We start from the raw sequence: 18,993 nt of genomic DNA, 5'->3' as shown, positions 1-18,993 counted from the left end.
CGGCCTCAGCGCGGGACCGGCAGCGCAGCCGCCGCGGTCTGGGTGTTGGCGAGCGCGGCCTTCATGCCCGTCATCAGCGCCTCGGTGGAGGGCGCGAACACGTCGAGCACGGGTGCGGGATGCACGCCGTAATAGATCGTCAGGGCGACGAGGGGGGCGAGGATGAGCTTCTCGCGGGTGTCGAGGTCGAGGATGCCCTGGAGCTTGGGCTTCTCCAGCTTCCCGTAGATCACCCGGGCGTAGAGCCACAGGGCGTAGCCGGCCGAGAGGATGATGCCGAAGGTCGAGAAGAAGGCCACCATCGGGTTGGCCCGGAAGGCCCCCATCATCGACAGGAACTCGCCGACGAAGCCTGACGTGCCCGGCAGGCCGACATTGGCCATGGTGAACACCATCATCGCCGCCGCGTAGAGCGGCATGCGCTTCACGAGGCCGCCATAGGCCGCGATCTCGCGGGTGTGGATCCGGTCGTAGACCACGCCGACGCAGAGGAACAGCGCGCTCGCCACGATGCCGTGCGAGATCATCAGGAACAGGGCGCCCTGGATGCCCTGCTCGTTCAGGGTGAACAGGCCGAGCGTCACGAAGCCCATATGCGCCACCGACGAGTAGGCGATGAGCTTCTTGATGTCGGTCTGCATCATCGCCGTCAGCGACGTGAAGATGATCGCCACCACCGAGAGGGCGAAGACCAGCGGGGCGAATTCCTGGCTCGCCACCGGCAGCATCGGCAGGGAGATCCGGATGAGGCCGTAGCCGCCCATCTTCAGGAGGATGCCCGCCAGGATCACCGAGCCGGCGGTGGGCGCCTCCACGTGCGCGTCGGGCAGCCACGTGTGGACCGGCCACATCGGCATCTTCACCGCGAACGAGGCGAAGAAGGCGAGCCACAGCCACCATTGCATCTCCGCCGGGAAGCGGTGCTGCAGCAGGGTCGGGATGTCGGTGGTGCCGGCCTCCCAGTACATCGCCATCACGGCGAGCAGCATCAGCACCGAGCCGAGCAGGGTGTAGAGGAAGAACTTGAAGCTGGCGTAGACCCGGCGCTGGCCGCCCCAGATCCCGATGATCAGGAACATCGGGATCAGGCCTGCCTCGAAGAACAGGTAGAACAGCACGAGGTCGAGCGCCTGGAACACGCCGATCATCGTGGTCTCGAGGACCAGGAAGGCGACGAAGTATTCCTTCACGCGGAAGCGGATCGAGTTCCACGAGGCGCCGATGCAGAACGGCATCAGGAAGGTGGTCAGCAGCACCAGCGGCATCGAGAAGCCATCGACGCCGAGCTTGAAGCGGATGGTCTCGGCGAGCCACCCGTGGCTCTCCACGAGCTGGAAGCTCGACGAGGTGGCATCGTAGCGCGACCACGCCACCAGGGAGAGCACGAAGGTGACGATCGTGGTCGCCAGCGCCGCCCAGCGGCTGTTGCGCGCGACCGCCGCCTCATCGCCGTTCAGCGTGAGGATGAAGGCCGCCCCGCACAGGGGCACGATCAGCAGACCGGAGAGGATGCCGAGGCCGAGCATCAATGAACGTTCCTGTCTACGGTCTGCGACCCGGCATACGCCGCACCTCCCTCCCCCCTCTGCGGGGGAGGGTGGCCCTCGCGTGAGCGAGGGTCGGGAGAGGGGAGCCCGGTGGCCGGAAAGGTCGCGCCGACAGCCCCGTCAGGACGCGTCGGGCCGCCCCTCCCCCGCAGGGGGGCGAGGGAGAAGGCCGTGGTGCTGACCGCGCCCATCAGTGGCCGCCCTTCGGAAAGCCGGTCATCAGGTACCAGCTGATCAGGCCGGCGACGCCGATGAGCATGACGAAGGCGTAGTGGTAGAGGTAGCCCGTCTGGAGGCGGACCACGCCGCGGGTCACGTCGACCACCCGGGCGGCGATGCCGTTCGGGCCCATCCCGTCGATGATCCGGCCGTCACCCTCCTTCCAGAGGAACAGGCCGAACTTCTTGGCCGGACGCACGAAGATCGCGTCGTAGATCTCGTCGAAGTACCACTTGTTCAGCAGGAAGCGGTACAGGCCCGGCTGCTGGGCGGCCAGGGCGCCGGGCAGCTTCGGCTGCTTGATGTACATGCAGAAGGCGACGACGAAGCCCAGCACCAGCATGATGAAGGGCGACAGGGACACCAGCGCCGGGACCTCGTGGATCTCGTGCATGATGTGGTTGTCCGGGCCATGCGCCAGGGCTTGGCCCCAGAAGGCGTCCATGCCCTCGCCGATGAAGCGGTTCTTGAAGATCAGGCCGGCGAACAGGGCGCCGAAGGCGAGGATCGCCAGCGGCACCGTCATCACCAGCGGGCTCTCGTGCGGGTGCAGGTCGTGCCCATGGCCGTGGTGGTCGTCGGCCACGAGGTCGCTGCGGTGGGCCGGCTCGGCATCGTGGCCCTTGTCGTCGTGGGCCGCGCCCTCGGTATGGCCCGGCGCGCCGTCCGCCTCGTGGGCCATCGCCGAGTGGGCGACGGCGGGGGCCGCGGGGTGGTCGTGCGCCGCGTGGGCACCCCAGCGGGCCGGCCCCTCGAAGGTCATGAAGAACAGGCGCCAGGAATAGAACGAGGTGAAGAAGGCGGCGATCACCGTGGACAGGAAGGCCAGGGTGTGGCCCGGCCGGCTGGAGGCGTAGGCCGCCTCGATGATCGCGTCCTTCGAGTAGTAGCCGGCGGTGAACGGGAAGCCGATCAGCGCGAGGGAGCCGATCGCCATCATCGCGCAGGTGAAGGGAATGTAGCGGCGCAGGGCCCCCATGTTCCGCATGTCCTGCTCGTGGTGCATCGCGTGGATGACCGAGCCGGCCCCGAGGAACAGCAGCGCCTTGAAGAAGGCGTGGGTGAACAGGTGGAACACGGCGGCCGAATAGGCGCCGACGCCGAGGGCGACGAACATGTAGCCGAGCTGCGAGCAGGTCGAGTAGGCGATCACCCGCTTGATGTCGTTCTGCACGAGGCCGACGGTGGCCGCGAAGAAGGCGGTGATGCCGCCGATCACGGTCACGACGATCAGCGCGTCGGGCGCGACCTCGAACAGGGGCGACAGCCGGGCGACCATGAACACGCCCGCCGTCACCATCGTCGCCGCGTGGATCAGCGCCGAGACCGGGGTCGGGCCCTCCATGGCGTCCGGCAGCCACGTGTGGAGCAGGAACTGCGCCGACTTGCCCATGGCCCCCATGAACAGGAGCAGGCAGGCCAGCGTCAGGGCGTTCCAGTCATGGCCGAGGAAATGGAACGAGGCCTCCTTCACCGTGTCGATCTTCGGGAAGATCCCGTCGAACGCCACCGAGCCGAACAGCACGAAGACGAGGAAGATACCCAGCGAGAAGCCGAAATCGCCGACGCGGTTGACGATGAACGCCTTCATCGCCGCGGCGTTGGCCGAGGGCTTCTCGTACCAGAAGCCGATCAGCAGGTAGGAGGCGAGGCCGACGCCCTCCCAGCCGAAGAACATCTGCACCAGGTTGTCCGCCGTCACCAGCATCAGCATGGCGAAGGTGAACAGCGACAGGTACGCGAAGAAGCGCGGCCGGTGCGGATCCTCGTGCATGTAGCCGATGGAGTAGAGGTGCACGAGGGTCGAGACCGAGGTCACCACCACCAGCATCACCCGCGTCAGCGTGTCGATGCGGAAGGCCCAATCCACCGTCAGGTCGCCGGCGGTGAACCACGAGGCCACCTGCACCCGCACCTCCGGGCCGCCGTCGAGGAACACCCCCCAGGACAGCAGGGCGGTGAAGGCGAGGAACGCCGTGGTGACGTACTCGCAGGCCCGCGCGCCGAGGAAGCGCCCGAACAGGCCGGCGACCAGGGCGCCGATGAGCGGGAAGAAGACGATCGCGTGGTACATCGGGGGAAGGCTGTCCGTCTTCGCGTCGGGCGGGGCGGGTTGGGAGACGACGGAGGGCCGGTCAGCCCTTCATCATGCTCACGTCCTCGACCGCGATCGATCCGCGGTTGCGGAAGAACACCACCAGGATGGCGAGGCCGATGGCCGATTCGGCCGCCGCGACCGTCAGCACGAACAGGGCGAAAACCTGGCCGGTGATGTCGTTCAGCTGCGTCGAGAAGGCCACGAGGTTGATGTTGACCGAGAGCAGGATCAGCTCGACCGACATCAGGATGACGATGATGTTCTTGCGGTTGATGAAGATGCCGAGCACGCCGAGCGTGAACAGGATCGCCGCGACGGTGAGATAGTGGCTCAGGCCGATCATCGTGTCACACCTCCGGCGGGCATCAGACTTCCACGCCCTGCCGGGAGGGCACCTTGCGGGTCTCCACGGCGGTGGCCTGGGTGCGGGCGTTCTGCACCGCGATGTTCTGGCGCTTGACGCCGGGCCGGTCCCGCAGCGTCAGCACGATCGCGCCGATCATCGCCACGAGGAGGATGAGGCCGGCGATCTGGAAGAAGTACGCGTAGTCCGTATAGATCACCCGGCCCAGCGCCTGGGCGTTGGTGACGTTCTCGGCGCTCGCCACGTTGCCCAGCGGCGCCTGCACGAGGCCCGGATCGATCGTCCAGGAGCCGACCACCAGCAGCAACTCGATCAGGAAGATCGCGCCGATCAGCGCGCCGATCGGCAGATATTGCTGGAAGCCCTGGCGCAGCTCGGCGAAGTCCACGTCGAGCATCATCACGACGAACAGGAACAGCACGGCGACGGCGCCGACGTAGACGACCACGAGGATCATCGCCAGGAACTCGGCGCCCATCAGGACGAAGAGCCCCGCCGCGTTCACGAAGGCGAGAATCAGGAACAGCACCGAGGCCACGGGATTGCGGGAGGCGATCACCATGAAGCCCGACGCGACGGCGATGCTCGCGAACAGGTAGAAGAAGGCGGCGGCTGCGGTCATGCGCTTCGTGCGTCCGGCCGCTCGCGCGGCCCCTTCTGCCTCGGTGGCGTCAAGCCGCCACAGGCGGCCCGTCTATAGAACCCGGCCAGGGCCGGCACAACGGTGTTGCCGCGATGCGGCAACCGAGCGGCGTGCATGCCTCTCAGCGGTAGGGCGCATCCATGGCGATGTTGCGGGCGATCTCCCGTTCCCACCGGTCGCCGTTCAGCAGCAGCTTCTGCTTGTCGTACAGAAGCTCCTCCCGGGTCTCGGTCGAGAACTCGAAGTTCGGCCCCTCGACGATGGCATCCACCGGGCAGGCCTCCTGGCACATGCCGCAATAGATGCACTTCACCATGTCGATGTCGTAGCGCGTGGTGCGGCGCGTGCCGTCGTTGCGGCGCGGGCCCGCCTCGATGGTGATGGCCTGGGCCGGGCAGATCGCTTCGCAGAGCTTGCAGGCGATGCAGCGCTCCTCGCCGTTGGGGTAGCGCCGCAGGGCATGCTCCCCCCGGAAGCGCGGCCCGCGATGGCCCATCTCGAAGGGATAGTTGATCGTCGCCTTCGGCTTGAAGAAGTAGCGCATGCCGAGGATCATCCCGGACACGAACTCCTTCAGGAGAAGGCTTCTGGCGATGTGATCGAGCTTCATGCCCGGATCTCCGAATGTCGTGGGATCACGCGCCAGGGGCCAGGCCGGTGAGCTTCAACACGAAGGCCACGACCACCACCGAGACGAGTGAAATGGGCAGAAAGACTTTCCAGCCGAGACGCATGAGCTGGTCGTAGCGGTAGCGCGGCACGATGGATTTCACCATCGCGAACAGGAAGAACAGGAAGCTCGCCTTCAGGATGAACCAGATCACCCCCGGCACCCAGGTGAAGGGCGCGAACGGGATCGGCGAGAGCCAGCCGCCCAGGAACAGCACGGTGCCGAGCGCGCACATGCTCATGATGGCGACGTACTCGCCGAGCATGAACAGCAGGTAGGGCGTCGAGGAGTACTCGACCATGTATCCCGCCACGAGCTCCGATTCGGCCTCCGGCAGGTCGAAAGGCGGGCGGTTCGTCTCGGCCAGCGCCGAAATGAAGAACACCACGAACATCGGGAACAGCCACAGCCAGTACCAGCCCAGCAGGCCGAGGCTGGTATCCTGCGCCGCCACGATCCGCGTGAGGTTGAGCGAGCCTGCGCACATCAGCACGCAGATGATCACGAAGCCCAGGGACACCTCGTAGGAGATCATCTGCGCCGCCGAGCGCAGGGCCCCGAGGAAGGCGTATTTCGAGTTCGACGCCCAGCCGCCCATGATGACGCCGTAGACGCCGAGCGACGAGATCGCGAAGATGTAGGTGATGCCGACGTTGATGTCGGCGATCGCCCAGCCGTCGGCGATCGGCATCACCGCCCAGCTCGACAGGGCGAGCATGGCGAAGACCAGCGGCGCCAGCAGGAAGATCACCTTGTTGGCGCCCGCCGGGATCACCGGCTCCTTGAGCACGAACTTCAGAAGGTCGGCGAAGGACTGAAACAGCCCGTAGGGGCCGACCACGTTCGGCCCCCGGCGCAGCTGCACCGCCGCCCAGATCTTCCGGTCGGCCAGCAGGGCGTAGGCGATGAACACGAGGAGCGCGGCCAGGAGCACGAAGCTCTTGAGCGCGATCAGGAGCACGGTCCCAAGCATTTCCAGGGGCGTCATCGGGCTCTCCTACTCGGCCGCCGCGAGGGGCTGAGGCTCGGCGGCGCGCGCACGGGCGAGCCGCGAGCACTCCGCCAGCACCCGCGAGGCGCGGGCGATCGGGTTCGTGAGGTAGAAATCGCCGACGGGCGAGACGAATCCGCCGCCCCCAGTCTCGCCGCCGCGCCCGATGAGCGCCGCGACGGCGCCGGCCACGTCGCCGGTCTCCACCGAATCGACGCCCGCGAAATGCGGGTGCGCGGCGTAGAGCGCCTTGCGGAGCGCGATCAGCGAATCGAACGGCAGGCGCTTGCCGAGCCCATCCGACAGGGCGCGCAGGATCGCCCAATCCTCGCGGGCGTCGCCCGGCGGGAAGCCCGCCCGGTTGGCCACCTGCACCCGGCCCTCCAGGTTCACGTAGGTGGCGTTCTTCTCGGTGTAGGCGGCGCCCGGCAGGATCACGTCCGCCCGGGACGCGCCCTTGTCGCCGTGGGTGCCCTGGTAAACCACGAAGGCGCCCGGCGCGACGTCACACTCGTCCGCCCCGAGGTTGAACAGCACGTCCACCCCGCCCGCGGCGATCATCTGCCCGAAGGTCAGGCCGCCCTCCCCCGGCACGAAGCCGAGATCCAGGGCGCCGACGCGGCCCGCCGCATGGTGCAGCACGCCGAAGCCCGGGCGGCCCCCGTCGAGGGCGCCGATCTCCTGCGCCAGCTTGGCCGCCGCCGCCAGCACCCCCGGCTCGACATGCGCCCCGACGATGACGAGGGGCGCCTGCGCCGCCTTCAGGGTCTCCAGGAAGCTGTGCTCGCCCCGGGCCAGCGCCGCCAGCGATTCGAAGCCGGCGCCGAGGTTGTGGCTCGGGTAGGTCAGGTCGATGGCCTCGCCGATCACGCCCACCGCCAGCGGCGCCATCCGCCAGCGCTTGCGGATGCGGACGTTCAACAGCGACGCCTCGGTGCGCGGGTTGGCGCCCACGATCAGGATCGCGTCCGCCGCCTCGATGCCCGCGACGGTGGGGTTGAACAGGTAGCTCGCCCGGCCGAGCGCCGGATCGAGCCCCGCGCCGGTCTGGCGGCAATCGAGGTTGGGCGAGCCGAGGCTGCGGATGAGTTCACGCAGCGCGAAGGTCTCCTCCACCGCGGCGAGGTCGCCGACGATGGCGCCGATGCGCTTCGGGTCGGTGCCCTTCACCCGGGCGGCGATGGCCTGGAACGCCTCACCCCAGGAGGCCGGGCGCAGGCGGCCGTTCTCGCGCAGGTACGGCCGGTCGAGGCGCTGCATCCGCAGCCCGTCCACGACGTGGCGGGTCTTGTCGGAGATCCACTCCTCGTTGATGTCCTCGTTGACCCGCGGCTCGATCTGCATGACCTCGCGGCCCCGGGTGTCGATGCGGATCGCCGAGCCCACGGCGTCCATCACGTCGACCGATTCGGTCTTGGACAGCTCCCACGGGCGGACGTTGTAGCTCTGCGGCTTGTGGACCAGGGCGCCCACCGGGCACAGGTCGGCCACGTTGCCCTGAAGCTCCGAGGCCATCGACTGTTCGAGGTAGCTCGTGATCTCCATGTCCTCGCCGCGGCCGATGGCGCCGAGGTCCGGCACGCCGGCCACCTCCGCCAGGAAGCGCACGCAGCGGGTGCAGTGGATGCAGCGGTTCATCGCCGTCCGCACCAGCGGGCCGATATGCTTCTCCTCGACCGCGCGCTTGTTCTCCTGGTACCGGGTCGAATCGACCCCGTAGGCCATCGCCTGGTCCTGCAGGTCGCAATGGCCGCCCTGGTCGCAGATCGGGCAATCGAGCGGGTGGTTGATGAGGAGGAACTCCATCACCCCCTCGCGGGCCTTCTTGGTCAGCCCCGAGCGCGTCAGCACCTCCGGCGGCTCGCCGTTCGGGCCGGGCCGGCAATCCTTCACCGCGTAGGCGCAGCTCGCCACCGGCTTCGGGGCGCCCTTCAGCTCCACGAGGCACATGCGGCAGTTGCCGGCGATCGACAGCCGCTCGTGGAAGCAGAAGCGCGGGATCTCGGCCCCCGCGATCTCGCACGCCTGGAGCAGGGTGTAGTCGGCCGGGACATCGACCTCGGTGCCGTCGACGAGGATTTTGGTCATCGGAACGTCTCGAAATCTGGCACGAACGCGGAAAGACCGGAAAGTCCCTGAAACCCGCTATCGTCATTGCGAGCGCAGCGAAGCAACCCAGGGCTGCGCCGCATTCTGGAACGGCCCGCATCCCTGGATTGCTTCGCTCCGCTCGCAAAGACGGAGATGCCCGCGACCTGTCCGGTCAGGCTCTCGGCAGGGGAGTGCGGGTAGGACGGTCCCATCATCATTACTCCGCTGCCATCGGCACCGGATCGGAATGGGGGTTGGCCGAGTAGCGGTCGATCCGCTTCTCGATCTCGGGGCGGAAGTGGCGGATGAGGCCCTGGATCGGCCAGGCCGCCGCGTCGCCCAGCGCGCAGATCGTGTGGCCCTCGATCTGCTTCGTCACCTCGAACAGCATGTCGATCTCGCGCTTCTGCGCCCGGCCCTCGGCCATGCGCGTCAGCACCCGCCACATCCAGCCGGTCCCCTCCCGGCAGGGCGTGCACTGGCCGCAGGATTCGTGCTTGTAGAAGTACGAGATGCGGGCGATGGCGCCGACGATGTCGGTGGACTTGTCGAGCACGATCACCGCCGCCGTGCCGAGGCCCGAGCCGAGGTTGCGCAGGGTGTCGAAGTCCATCTTCGCGTCGATGATCTGCTCGGCCGGCACCAGCGGCACCGACGATCCGCCGGGGATCGAGCACAGCAGGTTGTCCCAGCCGCCGCGCATGCCGCCGCAGTAGCGGTCGATCAGCTCGCGGAAGGTGATGCCCAGCTCCTCCTCGACGTTGCAGGGCTGGTTGACGTGCCCCGAGACGCAGAACAGCTTGGTGCCGGTGTTGTTCTTGCCGCCGAGGCCGGCGAACCACGCCGCGCCCCGCCGCAGGATCGTGCCCGCCACCGCGATGGACTCGACGTTGTTCACCGTCGTCGGGCAGCCGTAGAGGCCCATGTTGGCCGGGAATGGCGGCTTCAGCCGCGGCATCCCCTTCTTGCCCTCCAGGCTCTCGATGAGGGCCGTCTCCTCACCGCAGATATACGCGCCGGCGCCGTGGTGGACGTAGATGTCGAACGGGTAGTCGTGGACGTTGGACTGCCCGACGAGGCGCGCCTCGTAGGCCTCGTCCACCGCCTTCTGCAGGGCGTGCTTCTCGGCCACGTACTCGCCGCGGATGTAGACGTAGCAGGCATGCGCGCCCATGGCGAAGCAGGCCAGCATGCAGCCTTCGATCAGGAGATGCGGATCGTGCCGCATGATCTCCCGGTCCTTGCAGGTGCCGGGCTCCGACTCGTCGGCGTTGACCACGAGGTAGTGCGGCCGCCCGTCCGACTTCTTGGGCATGAACGACCATTTCAGCCCGGTCGGGAAGCCGGCGCCGCCGCGGCCGCGCAGGCCAGAGGCCTTCATCTCCTCGATGATCCAGTCCCGGCCCTGCTGGAGCAGGAACTGCGTCCCGTCCCAGGCGCCCCGCTTCTTGGCGGCGTCGAGCCCCGGCGAGTGGAGGCCGTAGAGGTTGGTGAAGATGCGATCCTGATCGGCGAGCATGTCAGGTCCTCACTGCTCTGTCCGCGGGGGGGCGGCCGGCGCGGACGTTCCGCCCTCGACCGCCGCCTCGCTCTCGCCGGAGGCATCCGGCTGCTGCGGGGGCACGTCGCGGGCCGGCGCCGTCTGGTGGCCGTGCTCCCCCGCCGCCTTCTCCCCGGCCGTGGCCCCCTCGGGGGCCGGCGCCGGGGTCTCGTGGGCGGTGGAATGGCCCGGATCGGCGGCCCCCGCCCGGTCGGACGGCTTCACCGGCTCCTCGCCGCCCGCGGCGCGCTGGGCCGGGGCATCGGAGGCCTTCCGCTCCACCGGGCGCCCGGCGTCGGGCTTGGCCGGCTTCGGGGTGGTGGCCGCCTGCCGGCCGGCGGAGGCGGCCTCGCCCGTGTCGGCGGGCGGTGTCCCGCCCTGCTCCCCGGTCTGCTCGAAGCGCTTGCGCCACGCGCCCACCCGCGACCCGTCGAACAGGGTCTCGTCCGTCAGCGTGGTCGCGCCGCCCTGCGGCTCCGAGGAGGTGCGCCCCTTCTGCGAGCCGACCTTCACCGGCCGTCCGGCGGCGAGGTCGTCCATCAGCTGCGACAGGGATTCGGGCGTCAGGTCCTCGTAGTAGTCCTGGTTGATCTGCACCATCGGCGCGTTGCAGCAGGCGCCGAGGCACTCGACCTCCAGCCAGGAGAAGTTGCCGTCCGCCGAGACGTGGCCGGACGGGCCGAGGCGCTTCTGCAGCATCCCCTTCAGCTCGCGGGCACCGCAGGAATCGCACGGCACCGTGCCGCAGAGCTGGATCCAGAACCGGCCCACCGGCTCCAGGGCGAACATCGTGTAGAAGGTCGCCACCTCCAGCACGCGGATCTTCGGCATGCCGAGTTCGGCCGCCACCGCCTCGATCGCCTTCTGCGGCAGCCAGCCGCCGTTCTGCTCCTGCGCCTTCCACAGCAGCGGGATCACCGCCGAGGCCTGCCGGCCCTCGGGGTACTTGGCGATCTGGTTCTTCGCCCACTCCGCGTTCTCGGGGGTGAAGGCGAAGTCCTGGGGCTGCTCGGAAGCCGGGGCCAGTCTGCGGTTTGCCATCGTGGTTCAGCCCTCAGCGGTCCACTTCGCCGAACACGATGTCGAGCGTGCCGAGCACGCAGGACACGTCGGCCAAGAGGTGCCCGCGGCACATCCAATCCATCGCCTGAAGATGCGCGAAGCCCGGCGCGCGGATCTTGCAGCGGTACGGCTTGTTGCTGCCGTCCGACACCAAATACACGCCGAACTCGCCCTTGGGCGCCTCGACCGCGGCGTAGACCTCGCCCTCGGGGACGTGGAAGCCCTCGGTGTAGAGCTTGAAGTGGTGGATGAGCGCTTCCATCGAGCGCTTCATCGCCCGCCGCGGCGGCGGCGCGAACTTGCCGTCGACGGAGGCGATCGGCCCCTGCCCGGCGGGCTCGCGCAGCTTGGCGCAGCACTGCTTCATGATCTTGGCCGATTCCCGCATCTCTTCCATGCGGATCACCTGCCGGTCGTAGGTGTCGCCGTTCTTGCCCACGGGGATGTCGAAATCCATCTCCTCGTAGACCTCGTAGGGCTGGCTCTTGCGCAGGTCCCACGGGATGCCCGAGCCGCGCAGCATGACGCCGGAGAAGCCCCAGGCCATGCACTCGTCCACCGACACGATGCCGATGTCGACGTTGCGCTGCTTGAAGATGCGGCTCTCCATCACGAGCGCGTCGAGGTCGTCCACCACCTTCAGGAACGGGTCGCAGAAGGCGTCGATGTCCTCGATCAGCTTCGGCGGCAGGTCCTGGTGGACGCCGCCGGGCCGGAAGTAGTTGGCGTGGAGCCGCGCCCCGCTGGCGCGCTCGTAGAAGATCATCAGCTTCTCGCGCTCCTCGAACCCCCAGAGCGGGGGCGTGAGGGCGCCGACGTCCATGGCCTGCGTGGTGACGTTCAGCAGATGCGACAGCAGCCGCCCGATCTCGCAGAACAGCGTGCGGATCAGCTGGGCCCGCCGCGGCACCTCGATGCCCGCGAGCTTCTCGATGGCCAGGCAGAAGGCGTGCTCCTGGTTCATCGGCGACACGTAGTCGAGCCGGTCGAAATAGGGCGTCGCCTGGACGTAGGTCTTGTGCTCGATCAGCTTCTCGGTGCCGCGATGCAGCAGGCCGATATGCGGATCGACCCGCTCGACGACTTCGCCGTCGAGTTCGAGAACCAGCCTGAGAACGCCGTGCGCCGCAGGATGTTGCGGCCCGAAGTTGATGGCGAAGTTGCGGATGTTGTGTTCAGTCATCGACCGGCTCCGCCGGAGAGCGAATAGGGAGTAGCGAATAGCGAATAGGTCTGCGGCGTCATGGTCGCGCTTCCTTCTCGCCTTGCGTGGTGCGTTGGAGTGAGCGGATCAGCGAGCGGAGCATCTTGCCGATGTCGTCGCAGCTGCTCAGGAGCTTGCCGGTCCGTACCGAAGGGAGAAGGCCGATCCGGTGCGACAGGGTCAGATGGGTTTCGAGTTCCTTGGTCGAGCCTTGCGCGATGCGCAGGAACTGGACGAAGGCGCCCGGCGTCTCGCGGCCATGCCCTTCGGCGATGTTGGCGGCGATGGAGGCCGCAGCACGACGGATCTGCGCGGTGAGGCCGAAGACCTCCTCGCGCGGAAACGACCGCGTCTCGCTGTAACACATCACCGCCAACTCGATGGCCTCCTGCCAAACCTTGAGATCCCGATAGGAACTGATCGTTGTCCGATTCACGCCAGTCCCCTATTCGCTACTCCCTATTCGCTACTCGCTCTCAGGCTTTCGCCTTCTCATCGCCCGGGAGCACGTAGTCGGTGCCCTCCCACGGCGACAGGAAGTCGAAGTTTCGGAATTCCTGCGTCAGCTGGACCGGCTCGTAGACGACGCGGCCCTCGTCCTGGTCGTAGCGGACCTCGACGAAGCCGGTGAGCGGGAAGTCCTTGCGCAGGGGGTGGCCCTCGAACCCGTAATCGGTCAGCAGCCGGCGCAGGTCCGGGTGGCCCGAGAACAGGATGCCGTAGAGGTCGTAGGTCTCGCGCTCGTACCAGTTGGCGGCGGGGAAGACCTCGATCACCGAGGGGACCGGCGTCGTCTCGTCCGTCTGCACCTTCACCCGGATGCGGGTGTTATGGCGCAGCGAGAGCAGGTGGTAGACGACGTCGAACCGCTTCTCCCGCTGCGGATAGTCGGCCCCGCAGAGGTCGATGAAGCAGCGGAAGGCGCAGGACGGGTCGTCGCGCAGGTAGGTCAGCGCGTAGACGATGTCGGAGGCCTGGACGACCAGGGTCAGCTCGCCGAAGGCCGTGCTGCGCGCGACCACCGCCGGCCCGAGGGCGCCGGAGACCCGCTCGGCCAGGGCGGCCAGGGTCGCCTCGCCGCTCTCCGGCCGGGTGTGGGTGAGGATCGAGATGCCGTTCGTCATGGTCAGCGCTCGATCGTGCCGATGCGGCGGATCTTCTTCTGCAGGAGCAGCACCCCGTAGAGCAGCGCCTCCGCCGTGGGCGGGCAACCGGGGACGTAGATGTCCACCGGGACCACCCGGTCGCAGCCGCGCACCACCGAATACGAATAGTGGTAGTAGCCGCCGCCGTTGGCGCAGGAACCCATCGAGATCACGTAGCGCGGCTCCGGCATCTGGTCGTAGACCTTGCGCAGCGCCGGGGCCATCTTGTTGGTGAGCGTGCCGGCGACGATCATCACGTCCGACTGCCGGGGCGAGCCGCGCGGGGCGAAGCCGAACCGCTCGCAGTCGTAGCGCGGCATCGACATCTGCATCATCTCGACCGCGCAGCAGGCGAGCCCGAAGGTCATCCACATCAGCGAGCCGGTGCGGGCCCAGGTGATGAGCTCGTCCGCGCTGGTGAGCAGGAAGCCCCGGTCGGCCAGCTCGTCGCTGATCGACAGGAAGGTCGGGTTGTCCGCGCCGATCGGCCGGCCGGTATTCGGGTCGATGATGCCCTTGGGCTGCGGCGCGATGGCCGGGGCGCGGGGGGAGGTGTCGGTGATCAGGGCCATTCAGCGCCTCGGATTCATGCGGTCTCGGTGGCCGTGACGGCTAGTCCCACTCGAGGGCGCCCTTGCGCCACTCGTAGACGAAGCCGACGGTCAGCACGCCGAGGAAGATCATCATCGACCAGAAGCCGTACCAGCCGAGCTCCCCGAAGGTGATCGCCCAGGGAAACAGGAAGGCGACCTCCAGATCGAAGATGATGAACAGGATGGCGACCAGATAGAAGCGCACGTCGAACTTCATGCGCGCGTCGTCGAAGGCGTTGAAGCCGCACTCGTAGGCCGACAGCTTCTCGGGGTCCGGCGCCTTGAAGGCCACCAGGAAGGGCACCACCAGCAGCGCGGCGGCGATGAAGAGCGCCACGCCGATGAACACGATGAGCGGCAGATAGTCCGCCAGCAGTCCGGTCATGCCCAAGCCTCGCGAGACGAGGGACGTGTGCGGCGCGAGGCCGGACCGGCTCCCCCGGTGGAATTGTTCTTATGCCAGGATGCGTTCGGGCGTGGCTTAGTCGAGCCGCCGCCGCATGACAATGGGCGTTGCGCGTCGCACAAACTGCGTCCTGCGCATAGAGATGGTCGACCTTCCCGGCGAACCAACACGGCAGATCCGCACAGGCGGCAAGGCGCCACCTGCGACAACCGTCGTTCCCCCCTTCCCTCCCCCCACCCGCACCGGCTGCGGCGGCCGGTGATTCCGGCGCCGGCGATTTTCCCGGCCGAGTCGCGCTTGACAGTAAGGCTCCCCCCCCATAAACCCCGCCTCGTCGCGCAGCACTGAGGTGTTCAGCAGCGGCCGCCCGCGCGGGCGTAGCTCAGTTGGTTAGAGTGCCGGCCTGTCACGCCGGAGGTCGCGGGTTCGAGCCCCGTCGCCCGCGCCAGTTTCCCCACCATCCCCCCCCTCCGTCATCGTCTTTCGCGATCGCAGCGGCGTGTTCGCCGCCAAGCGCCCGCGGCACACGACCATCGACTGCGGCACGCGACCATCGCCCGGGGGGACCTGACCATGCGCCGCACTCGGTACGCCCGTACCGGTTAACGCATGTTGCGGCGATCCTTTCGTCTCCGGGCGACAATCGGGGCCCTGACGCGAGCCATGTCCTCGCGGCACCGATCAGCGGACCAGATGACCGAGCCTGACGCGCTGAACCACGTCGGCGGGGTGAGCCCCGCCCTTCCCGATCCCGTGCGCCGGCACCTGGGTGCGCTCCTGCGGGGTGCCTACGCGGAGGCGCCCGGCGAACCGGACCGCTTCGCCGACCTCCTGGCGCGGCTCGAGACGGCAATGGGTGGCCCCGGGGGCCTCGGCGCGGCCGCCGAGACGGCCTTCCGCACGGGCCTCCTGGCGAGCGTGCCGGCGCTGCGCCGGTTCGCCCTCTCCCTCGCGCGCGAGCCCGCCGCCGCCGACGACCTCGTGCAGGACGCGCTGCTGCGGGCGTGGCGCGGGCGCGGCGGGTTCACGCCCGGCACGAACCTCGAAGCGTGGCTCTTCACCATCCTGCGCAACGTCTTCTACAGCCGCCACCGCCGCCAGACCCGCGAGGTGTCCGACAGCGACGGCGACTATGCCGGCCGCCTCGCCGCGGCCCCCGAGCAGGGCGGGTACCTCGACCTGCAGGACGTCCGCGCCGCCCTCGACCGGCTCGCCCCGGCGATGCGCGAGGCCCTCGTCCTCGTGGGCATCGAGAACCTCAGCTACGAGGAGGCCGCCGCGGTGATGGAGTGTCAGATCGGCACCGCCAAGAGCCGGGTCTGGCGGGCGCGGGCGCAGCTCGCCCGGATGCTCGGCTACGGCGGCGCCGACATCGGTAGCGACGGCGTCACCCTCTCGGCGCTCGGCACGGTGAGCGACGCCTCGGCCTAGCCCGGCAGGCGCAGGGTGGCGCGCAGGCCGCCGAGGGACGAGCGGCCGAGGCTGAGGGAGCCGCCGTAGAGCTCGGCGAGCTCCAGGGTGATCGGCAGGCCGAAGCCGTCGCCGGGGACGCCCTCGTCCAGGCGCCGGCCCCGCTCCAGCATCGCCGAGGCCGCGTCGGACGCGAGGCCGGGGCCGTCATCCTCGATCCGGATCTCCACTTGGCCTCCGGCCCGCTCGGCGGCGACCCGCACCGTGCCCGCGCACCAGCGGCAGGCATTGTCGAGGAGGTTGCCGAGCATCTCGTCGAGGTCCTGGCCCTCGCAGGCGACGGAGGTGTCCTCCGGCACGGCGAGGGCGATCTCCGGCCGCCGCTCCGCATGGATGCGCAGCAGCACCTCGCGCAGGTCGGCGAGCCGGGGGAGGAGCGGCGTGCGGGCCCGGGCCGGCCCGGCCAGGGCGGCCGCGCGCGCCCGGCGGAGATGGTGGCGCACCCGGCGGTCCATGTCGTCCACCTGCGCGGCCAGCCTGCCGCCGGGGTCCAGGGCCGGGTCGCGCAGCGCCATCGCCAGGGTTGCCAGGGGCGTCTTGAGCGCGTGGGCGAGGTTGGCCACGTGGCCGCGGGCCCGGTCGAGGTTGCGCTCGTTCTGCTCCAGCAGAGCGTTCAGCTCGGCCACGAGGGGCCGGATCTCCTTCGGCTGGTGGCCGGGCAGCCGTGCCTCCCGCCCTTCGCGCACCGCGGCGAGGCCGTCGCGCAGGCGCTTCAGCGGGGCGAGGCCGAGGCGCACCTGTGCCACCGCCCCGGCGGCGAGGAACAGGCCGAGCAGGCCGAGGGCCAGGGCGAGGCTCGCCAGCACGTCGCGCAGCGGGCCGTAGGCGGCGGCCTGCGGTGCGCCGACGAGGATCGTCGCCCCCGGCAGGGCGAGGAGGCGCACGAGCAGCGCGCCGCCGCCGGGGGCGCGCCCCTCGGCGGGCCGGGGCCGCTCGCCCTCCCCCGCCGGCCCGAGCCGGCCGAGGGCGATGGCGTGCCCTTCGAGGGATTCCGAGCGGATCGCCCCGGTCCCGCTGCGCACCTCCCAGACCCAGCCCCCGGGCCGGTCGAAGGGCGGCCCGTCGAACCGTTCGGGGTGGGCGGCCAGCGTCCCGGCCTCGAACCCGGCCCGGAGGGCGGTGACCTGCGCGTCGAGCCGCTCGTCGATCTGCCCGCCGACGAAGCGCGTGAGGATCACCGCGATGCCGAGGCCCGCCGCCAGCAGCGCCACGGCGACCAGGGCGAGGGCCGCGGCCACGAGCCGGGCGCGGAGGGAGCGCAGGCGCTTCACGACGCCTCCGCCGTGAGGCGATAGCCGTGGCCGCGCACGCCCTCGATCCGCGCCGGGGCGACCTTCTTGCGCAGCCTCGCGAGGATCACCTCCACCGAGTTCGAATCGACCTCCGCGTCCCCGTCGTAGACCCGCTCGATCAGGTAGGTCCGGGGCACCACCGAGTCCTTGTTCAGCATCAGGCAGGACAGGACGCGCCATTCGAGGCCGGTGAGGCGCAGGGGCAGGCCGTCCCGCTCGAAGGCGCCGAGGCCGGGGTCGAAGCTCAGGGGCCCGCAGGCGATGCGGCTCGCGCCGTTCCCCTGGGTCCGGCGCACCAGGGCGCGCAGGCGGATCACCAGTTCCTCCACCCGCACCGGCTTGACGAGGTAGTCGTCGGCGCCGGCCTTGAAGGCGGCGACCTTGTCGCTCCACCCGTCCCGGGCCGTCAGGACCAGCACCGGCAGGGTCCGCCCCGCCGCCCGCCACGCCGTGAGGACGGACACGCCGTCGCCCTTCGGCAGGCCGAGGTCGAGGACGCAGGCGTCGTACCCTTCCGTCTCGCCGAGGTGGCGGGCATTCTCGCCGTCCGCCGCCCGGTCGAGGACGAAGTTCTCCGCGCGCAGGGCCTTGTCGATCTCGGCCGCCAGCGCCGCATCGTCCTCCACCAGCAGGATCTTCACACCCGTCTCCCTCGCGCGGCCGGCGCGGCCCGCTGTCGATCTAGGGCCGCCCCCGCCTTGGCGGGCGCGGCGACGCCATCCAGGCCGGCGGGAGGCATCCCGCCCCCGGCCCCCCCGGCGCGCGTCGCGGCGCTCGCGGGGGTGGCGAAGAGCGACCGCCGCCGGGGTAGGTCAGGCCGTTTAACCGGGGCTGAACCGCCGGGTTCAGTTCCCGTCGCCCCCTCCCGCTTAAGCCCTGTCTCCACGGACCGAGCGGGTCCGCAACAGGAAAGCGACGGATTATGAGCGAGACACACGACGAGACCCGGACGATCGATGCCACCGCGACGGAGATCCCGGCGCAGGGGGCCCGTTCCAAGCCGATCCCGAAGCGGACCTGGGTGATCGGCGCCCTGGCGCTCCCCCTGGCCTTCGGGGCGGTGGGGATGTCGCTCGCCCGGAACGGGGCCGTGACGCAGACGGCGGTGGATCCGGTGGCGATCCAGGCCCTCGCCCCCTCGGGCGCCACGGCGGTGAAGGGCGACGTGGTCGAGATCTTCGGCAACAAGTTCGTGGTGCAGGACCCGACCGGGCGGGCGCTGGTGGAGACCGGGCCGGCGGGCGAAGGCGGCAAGCTCGTCGCCAAGGGCGAGGGCGTCACCGTCCAGGGCCGGTTCGAGAACGGCTTCCTCCACGCCCGGCTCCTGACCCACGGCGACGGCCGCCAGGTCGTGCTCGGCCCGGCGGGCGGCCCGCCCTTCGGCACCCTCGATTGGGCGAAGGACCGGGTCGGCCTCGCCCCGTCGCCGGACGTCCCCGCCCTCACGGCCACGGTGAAGGCGGCGGGCTACGACGATGTCCGCGTCACCGGCCGGGGGCCGCGCCACCTGGAGGTCGCCGCCAAGGACAGGGACGGCCAGGAGCACCAGCTCCATGTGGGCTTCGACGGGCAGGTCCGCGAACGCCCGGCGCCGTGAGCGCGCCGCCGCGTGCAACCACCGGGCGTCTGGCGCGTCCTCCGCAGACCGGATCGGAGCG

Annotated in this window: 18 protein-coding genes and 1 tRNA gene; 3 read left to right on the top strand and 16 right to left on the bottom strand. The window is 69.6% G+C overall.

Annotation, left to right across the window (positions count from 1 at the left end; genetic code table 11):
* Positions 1–5: 5 nt before the first annotated feature.
* From MKK53_RS17660 to MKK53_RS17595, 14 genes are all read right to left on the bottom strand, one after another.
* A complete protein-coding gene (locus MKK53_RS17660) occupies positions 6–1,526 on the bottom strand; it encodes an NADH-quinone oxidoreductase subunit M (protein ID WP_243930019.1) in 1,521 nt (506 codons plus the stop codon).
* Between the two features lie 211 nt (positions 1,527–1,737).
* Complete coding sequence (gene nuoL, locus MKK53_RS17655; RefSeq protein WP_243930018.1) at positions 1,738–3,840, bottom strand: NADH-quinone oxidoreductase subunit L; 2,103 nt, start codon at positions 3,838–3,840, stop codon at positions 1,738–1,740.
* A 61-nt stretch (positions 3,841–3,901) separates the two neighbouring features.
* Positions 3,902–4,207 carry an NADH-quinone oxidoreductase subunit NuoK gene (gene nuoK / locus MKK53_RS17650; RefSeq protein WP_010686008.1) on the bottom strand — a complete coding sequence of 102 codons (306 nt, stop codon included), beginning with the start codon at positions 4,205–4,207 and terminating at the stop codon, positions 3,902–3,904.
* Between the two features lie 22 nt (positions 4,208–4,229).
* Complete coding sequence (locus MKK53_RS17645; protein WP_243930017.1) at positions 4,230–4,850, bottom strand: NADH-quinone oxidoreductase subunit J; 621 nt, start codon at positions 4,848–4,850, stop codon at positions 4,230–4,232.
* A 142-nt stretch (positions 4,851–4,992) separates the two neighbouring features.
* On the bottom strand, positions 4,993–5,481 hold the full coding sequence (gene nuoI / locus MKK53_RS17640) for an NADH-quinone oxidoreductase subunit NuoI (protein ID WP_243930016.1): 489 nt from the start codon (positions 5,479–5,481) through the stop codon (positions 4,993–4,995).
* A gap of 25 nt (positions 5,482–5,506) precedes the next feature.
* Entirely contained in the window at positions 5,507–6,529 is a 1,023-nt protein-coding gene (nuoH, locus tag MKK53_RS17635) for an NADH-quinone oxidoreductase subunit NuoH (protein ID WP_243930015.1), read from the bottom strand.
* Between the two features lie 9 nt (positions 6,530–6,538).
* Positions 6,539–8,620: an NADH-quinone oxidoreductase subunit NuoG gene (gene nuoG / locus MKK53_RS17630; protein ID WP_243930014.1), complete on the bottom strand. Its 2,082-nt coding sequence runs from the start codon at positions 8,618–8,620 to the stop codon at positions 6,539–6,541.
* A gap of 220 nt (positions 8,621–8,840) precedes the next feature.
* Entirely contained in the window at positions 8,841–10,142 is a 1,302-nt protein-coding gene (gene nuoF / locus MKK53_RS17625) for an NADH-quinone oxidoreductase subunit NuoF (protein ID WP_243930013.1), read from the bottom strand.
* A 9-nt stretch (positions 10,143–10,151) separates the two neighbouring features.
* Positions 10,152–11,204, bottom strand: a complete 1,053-nt coding sequence (gene nuoE, locus MKK53_RS17620; RefSeq protein ID WP_243930012.1) for an NADH-quinone oxidoreductase subunit NuoE — start codon at positions 11,202–11,204, stop codon at positions 10,152–10,154.
* 13 nt (positions 11,205–11,217) lie between these two features.
* Entirely contained in the window at positions 11,218–12,408 is a 1,191-nt protein-coding gene (locus MKK53_RS17615) for an NADH-quinone oxidoreductase subunit D (RefSeq protein ID WP_243930011.1), read from the bottom strand.
* 58 nt (positions 12,409–12,466) lie between these two features.
* On the bottom strand, positions 12,467–12,865 hold the full coding sequence (locus MKK53_RS17610; protein ID WP_313901563.1) for a four helix bundle protein: 399 nt from the start codon (positions 12,863–12,865) through the stop codon (positions 12,467–12,469).
* 40 nt (positions 12,866–12,905) lie between these two features.
* A complete protein-coding gene (locus MKK53_RS17605; RefSeq protein ID WP_243930010.1) occupies positions 12,906–13,553 on the bottom strand; it encodes an NADH-quinone oxidoreductase subunit C in 648 nt (215 codons plus the stop codon).
* 2 nt (positions 13,554–13,555) lie between these two features.
* Complete coding sequence (locus MKK53_RS17600) at positions 13,556–14,146, bottom strand: NuoB/complex I 20 kDa subunit family protein (RefSeq protein ID WP_243930009.1); 591 nt, start codon at positions 14,144–14,146, stop codon at positions 13,556–13,558.
* Positions 14,147–14,186: 40 nt separating this feature from the next.
* A complete protein-coding gene (locus MKK53_RS17595; protein ID WP_243930008.1) occupies positions 14,187–14,552 on the bottom strand; it encodes an NADH-quinone oxidoreductase subunit A in 366 nt (121 codons plus the stop codon).
* A 392-nt stretch (positions 14,553–14,944) separates the two neighbouring features.
* On the opposite strand from MKK53_RS17595, the gene MKK53_RS17590 reads away from it, so the two are divergent.
* Positions 14,945–15,021, top strand: a tRNA-Asp gene (locus tag MKK53_RS17590).
* 245 nt (positions 15,022–15,266) lie between these two features.
* Entirely contained in the window at positions 15,267–16,004 is a 738-nt protein-coding gene (locus MKK53_RS17585; protein ID WP_243930007.1) for a sigma-70 family RNA polymerase sigma factor, read from the top strand.
* Here the strand turns inward: MKK53_RS17585 and MKK53_RS17580 are convergent.
* Both MKK53_RS17580 and MKK53_RS17575 read right to left on the bottom strand, forming a co-directional pair.
* On the bottom strand, positions 16,001–17,314 hold the full coding sequence (locus tag MKK53_RS17580; protein ID WP_243930006.1) for a sensor histidine kinase: 1,314 nt from the start codon (positions 17,312–17,314) through the stop codon (positions 16,001–16,003). The two genes, MKK53_RS17585 and MKK53_RS17580, sit on opposite strands and share 4 nt — an antisense overlap.
* Positions 17,311–17,976: a response regulator transcription factor gene (locus MKK53_RS17575; RefSeq protein WP_243930005.1), complete on the bottom strand. Its 666-nt coding sequence runs from the start codon at positions 17,974–17,976 to the stop codon at positions 17,311–17,313. The genes MKK53_RS17580 and MKK53_RS17575 overlap by 4 nt, the downstream gene beginning before the upstream one ends.
* A gap of 281 nt (positions 17,977–18,257) precedes the next feature.
* Here MKK53_RS17575 and MKK53_RS17570 point away from each other — a divergent pair, with 281 nt between their 5' ends.
* Positions 18,258–18,932, top strand: a complete 675-nt coding sequence (locus tag MKK53_RS17570) for a DNA-binding protein (protein ID WP_243930004.1) — start codon at positions 18,258–18,260, stop codon at positions 18,930–18,932.
* The last annotated feature ends 61 nt before the right edge of the window (positions 18,933–18,993 follow it).

Source organism: Methylobacterium sp. J-076 (assembly GCF_022829405.1).
In the GTDB taxonomy this organism is placed as follows: domain Bacteria; phylum Pseudomonadota; class Alphaproteobacteria; order Rhizobiales; family Beijerinckiaceae; genus Methylobacterium.
Note: the sequence above shows the minus strand (reverse complement) of the source record. Positions and strands in the feature narration are given on the sequence as shown.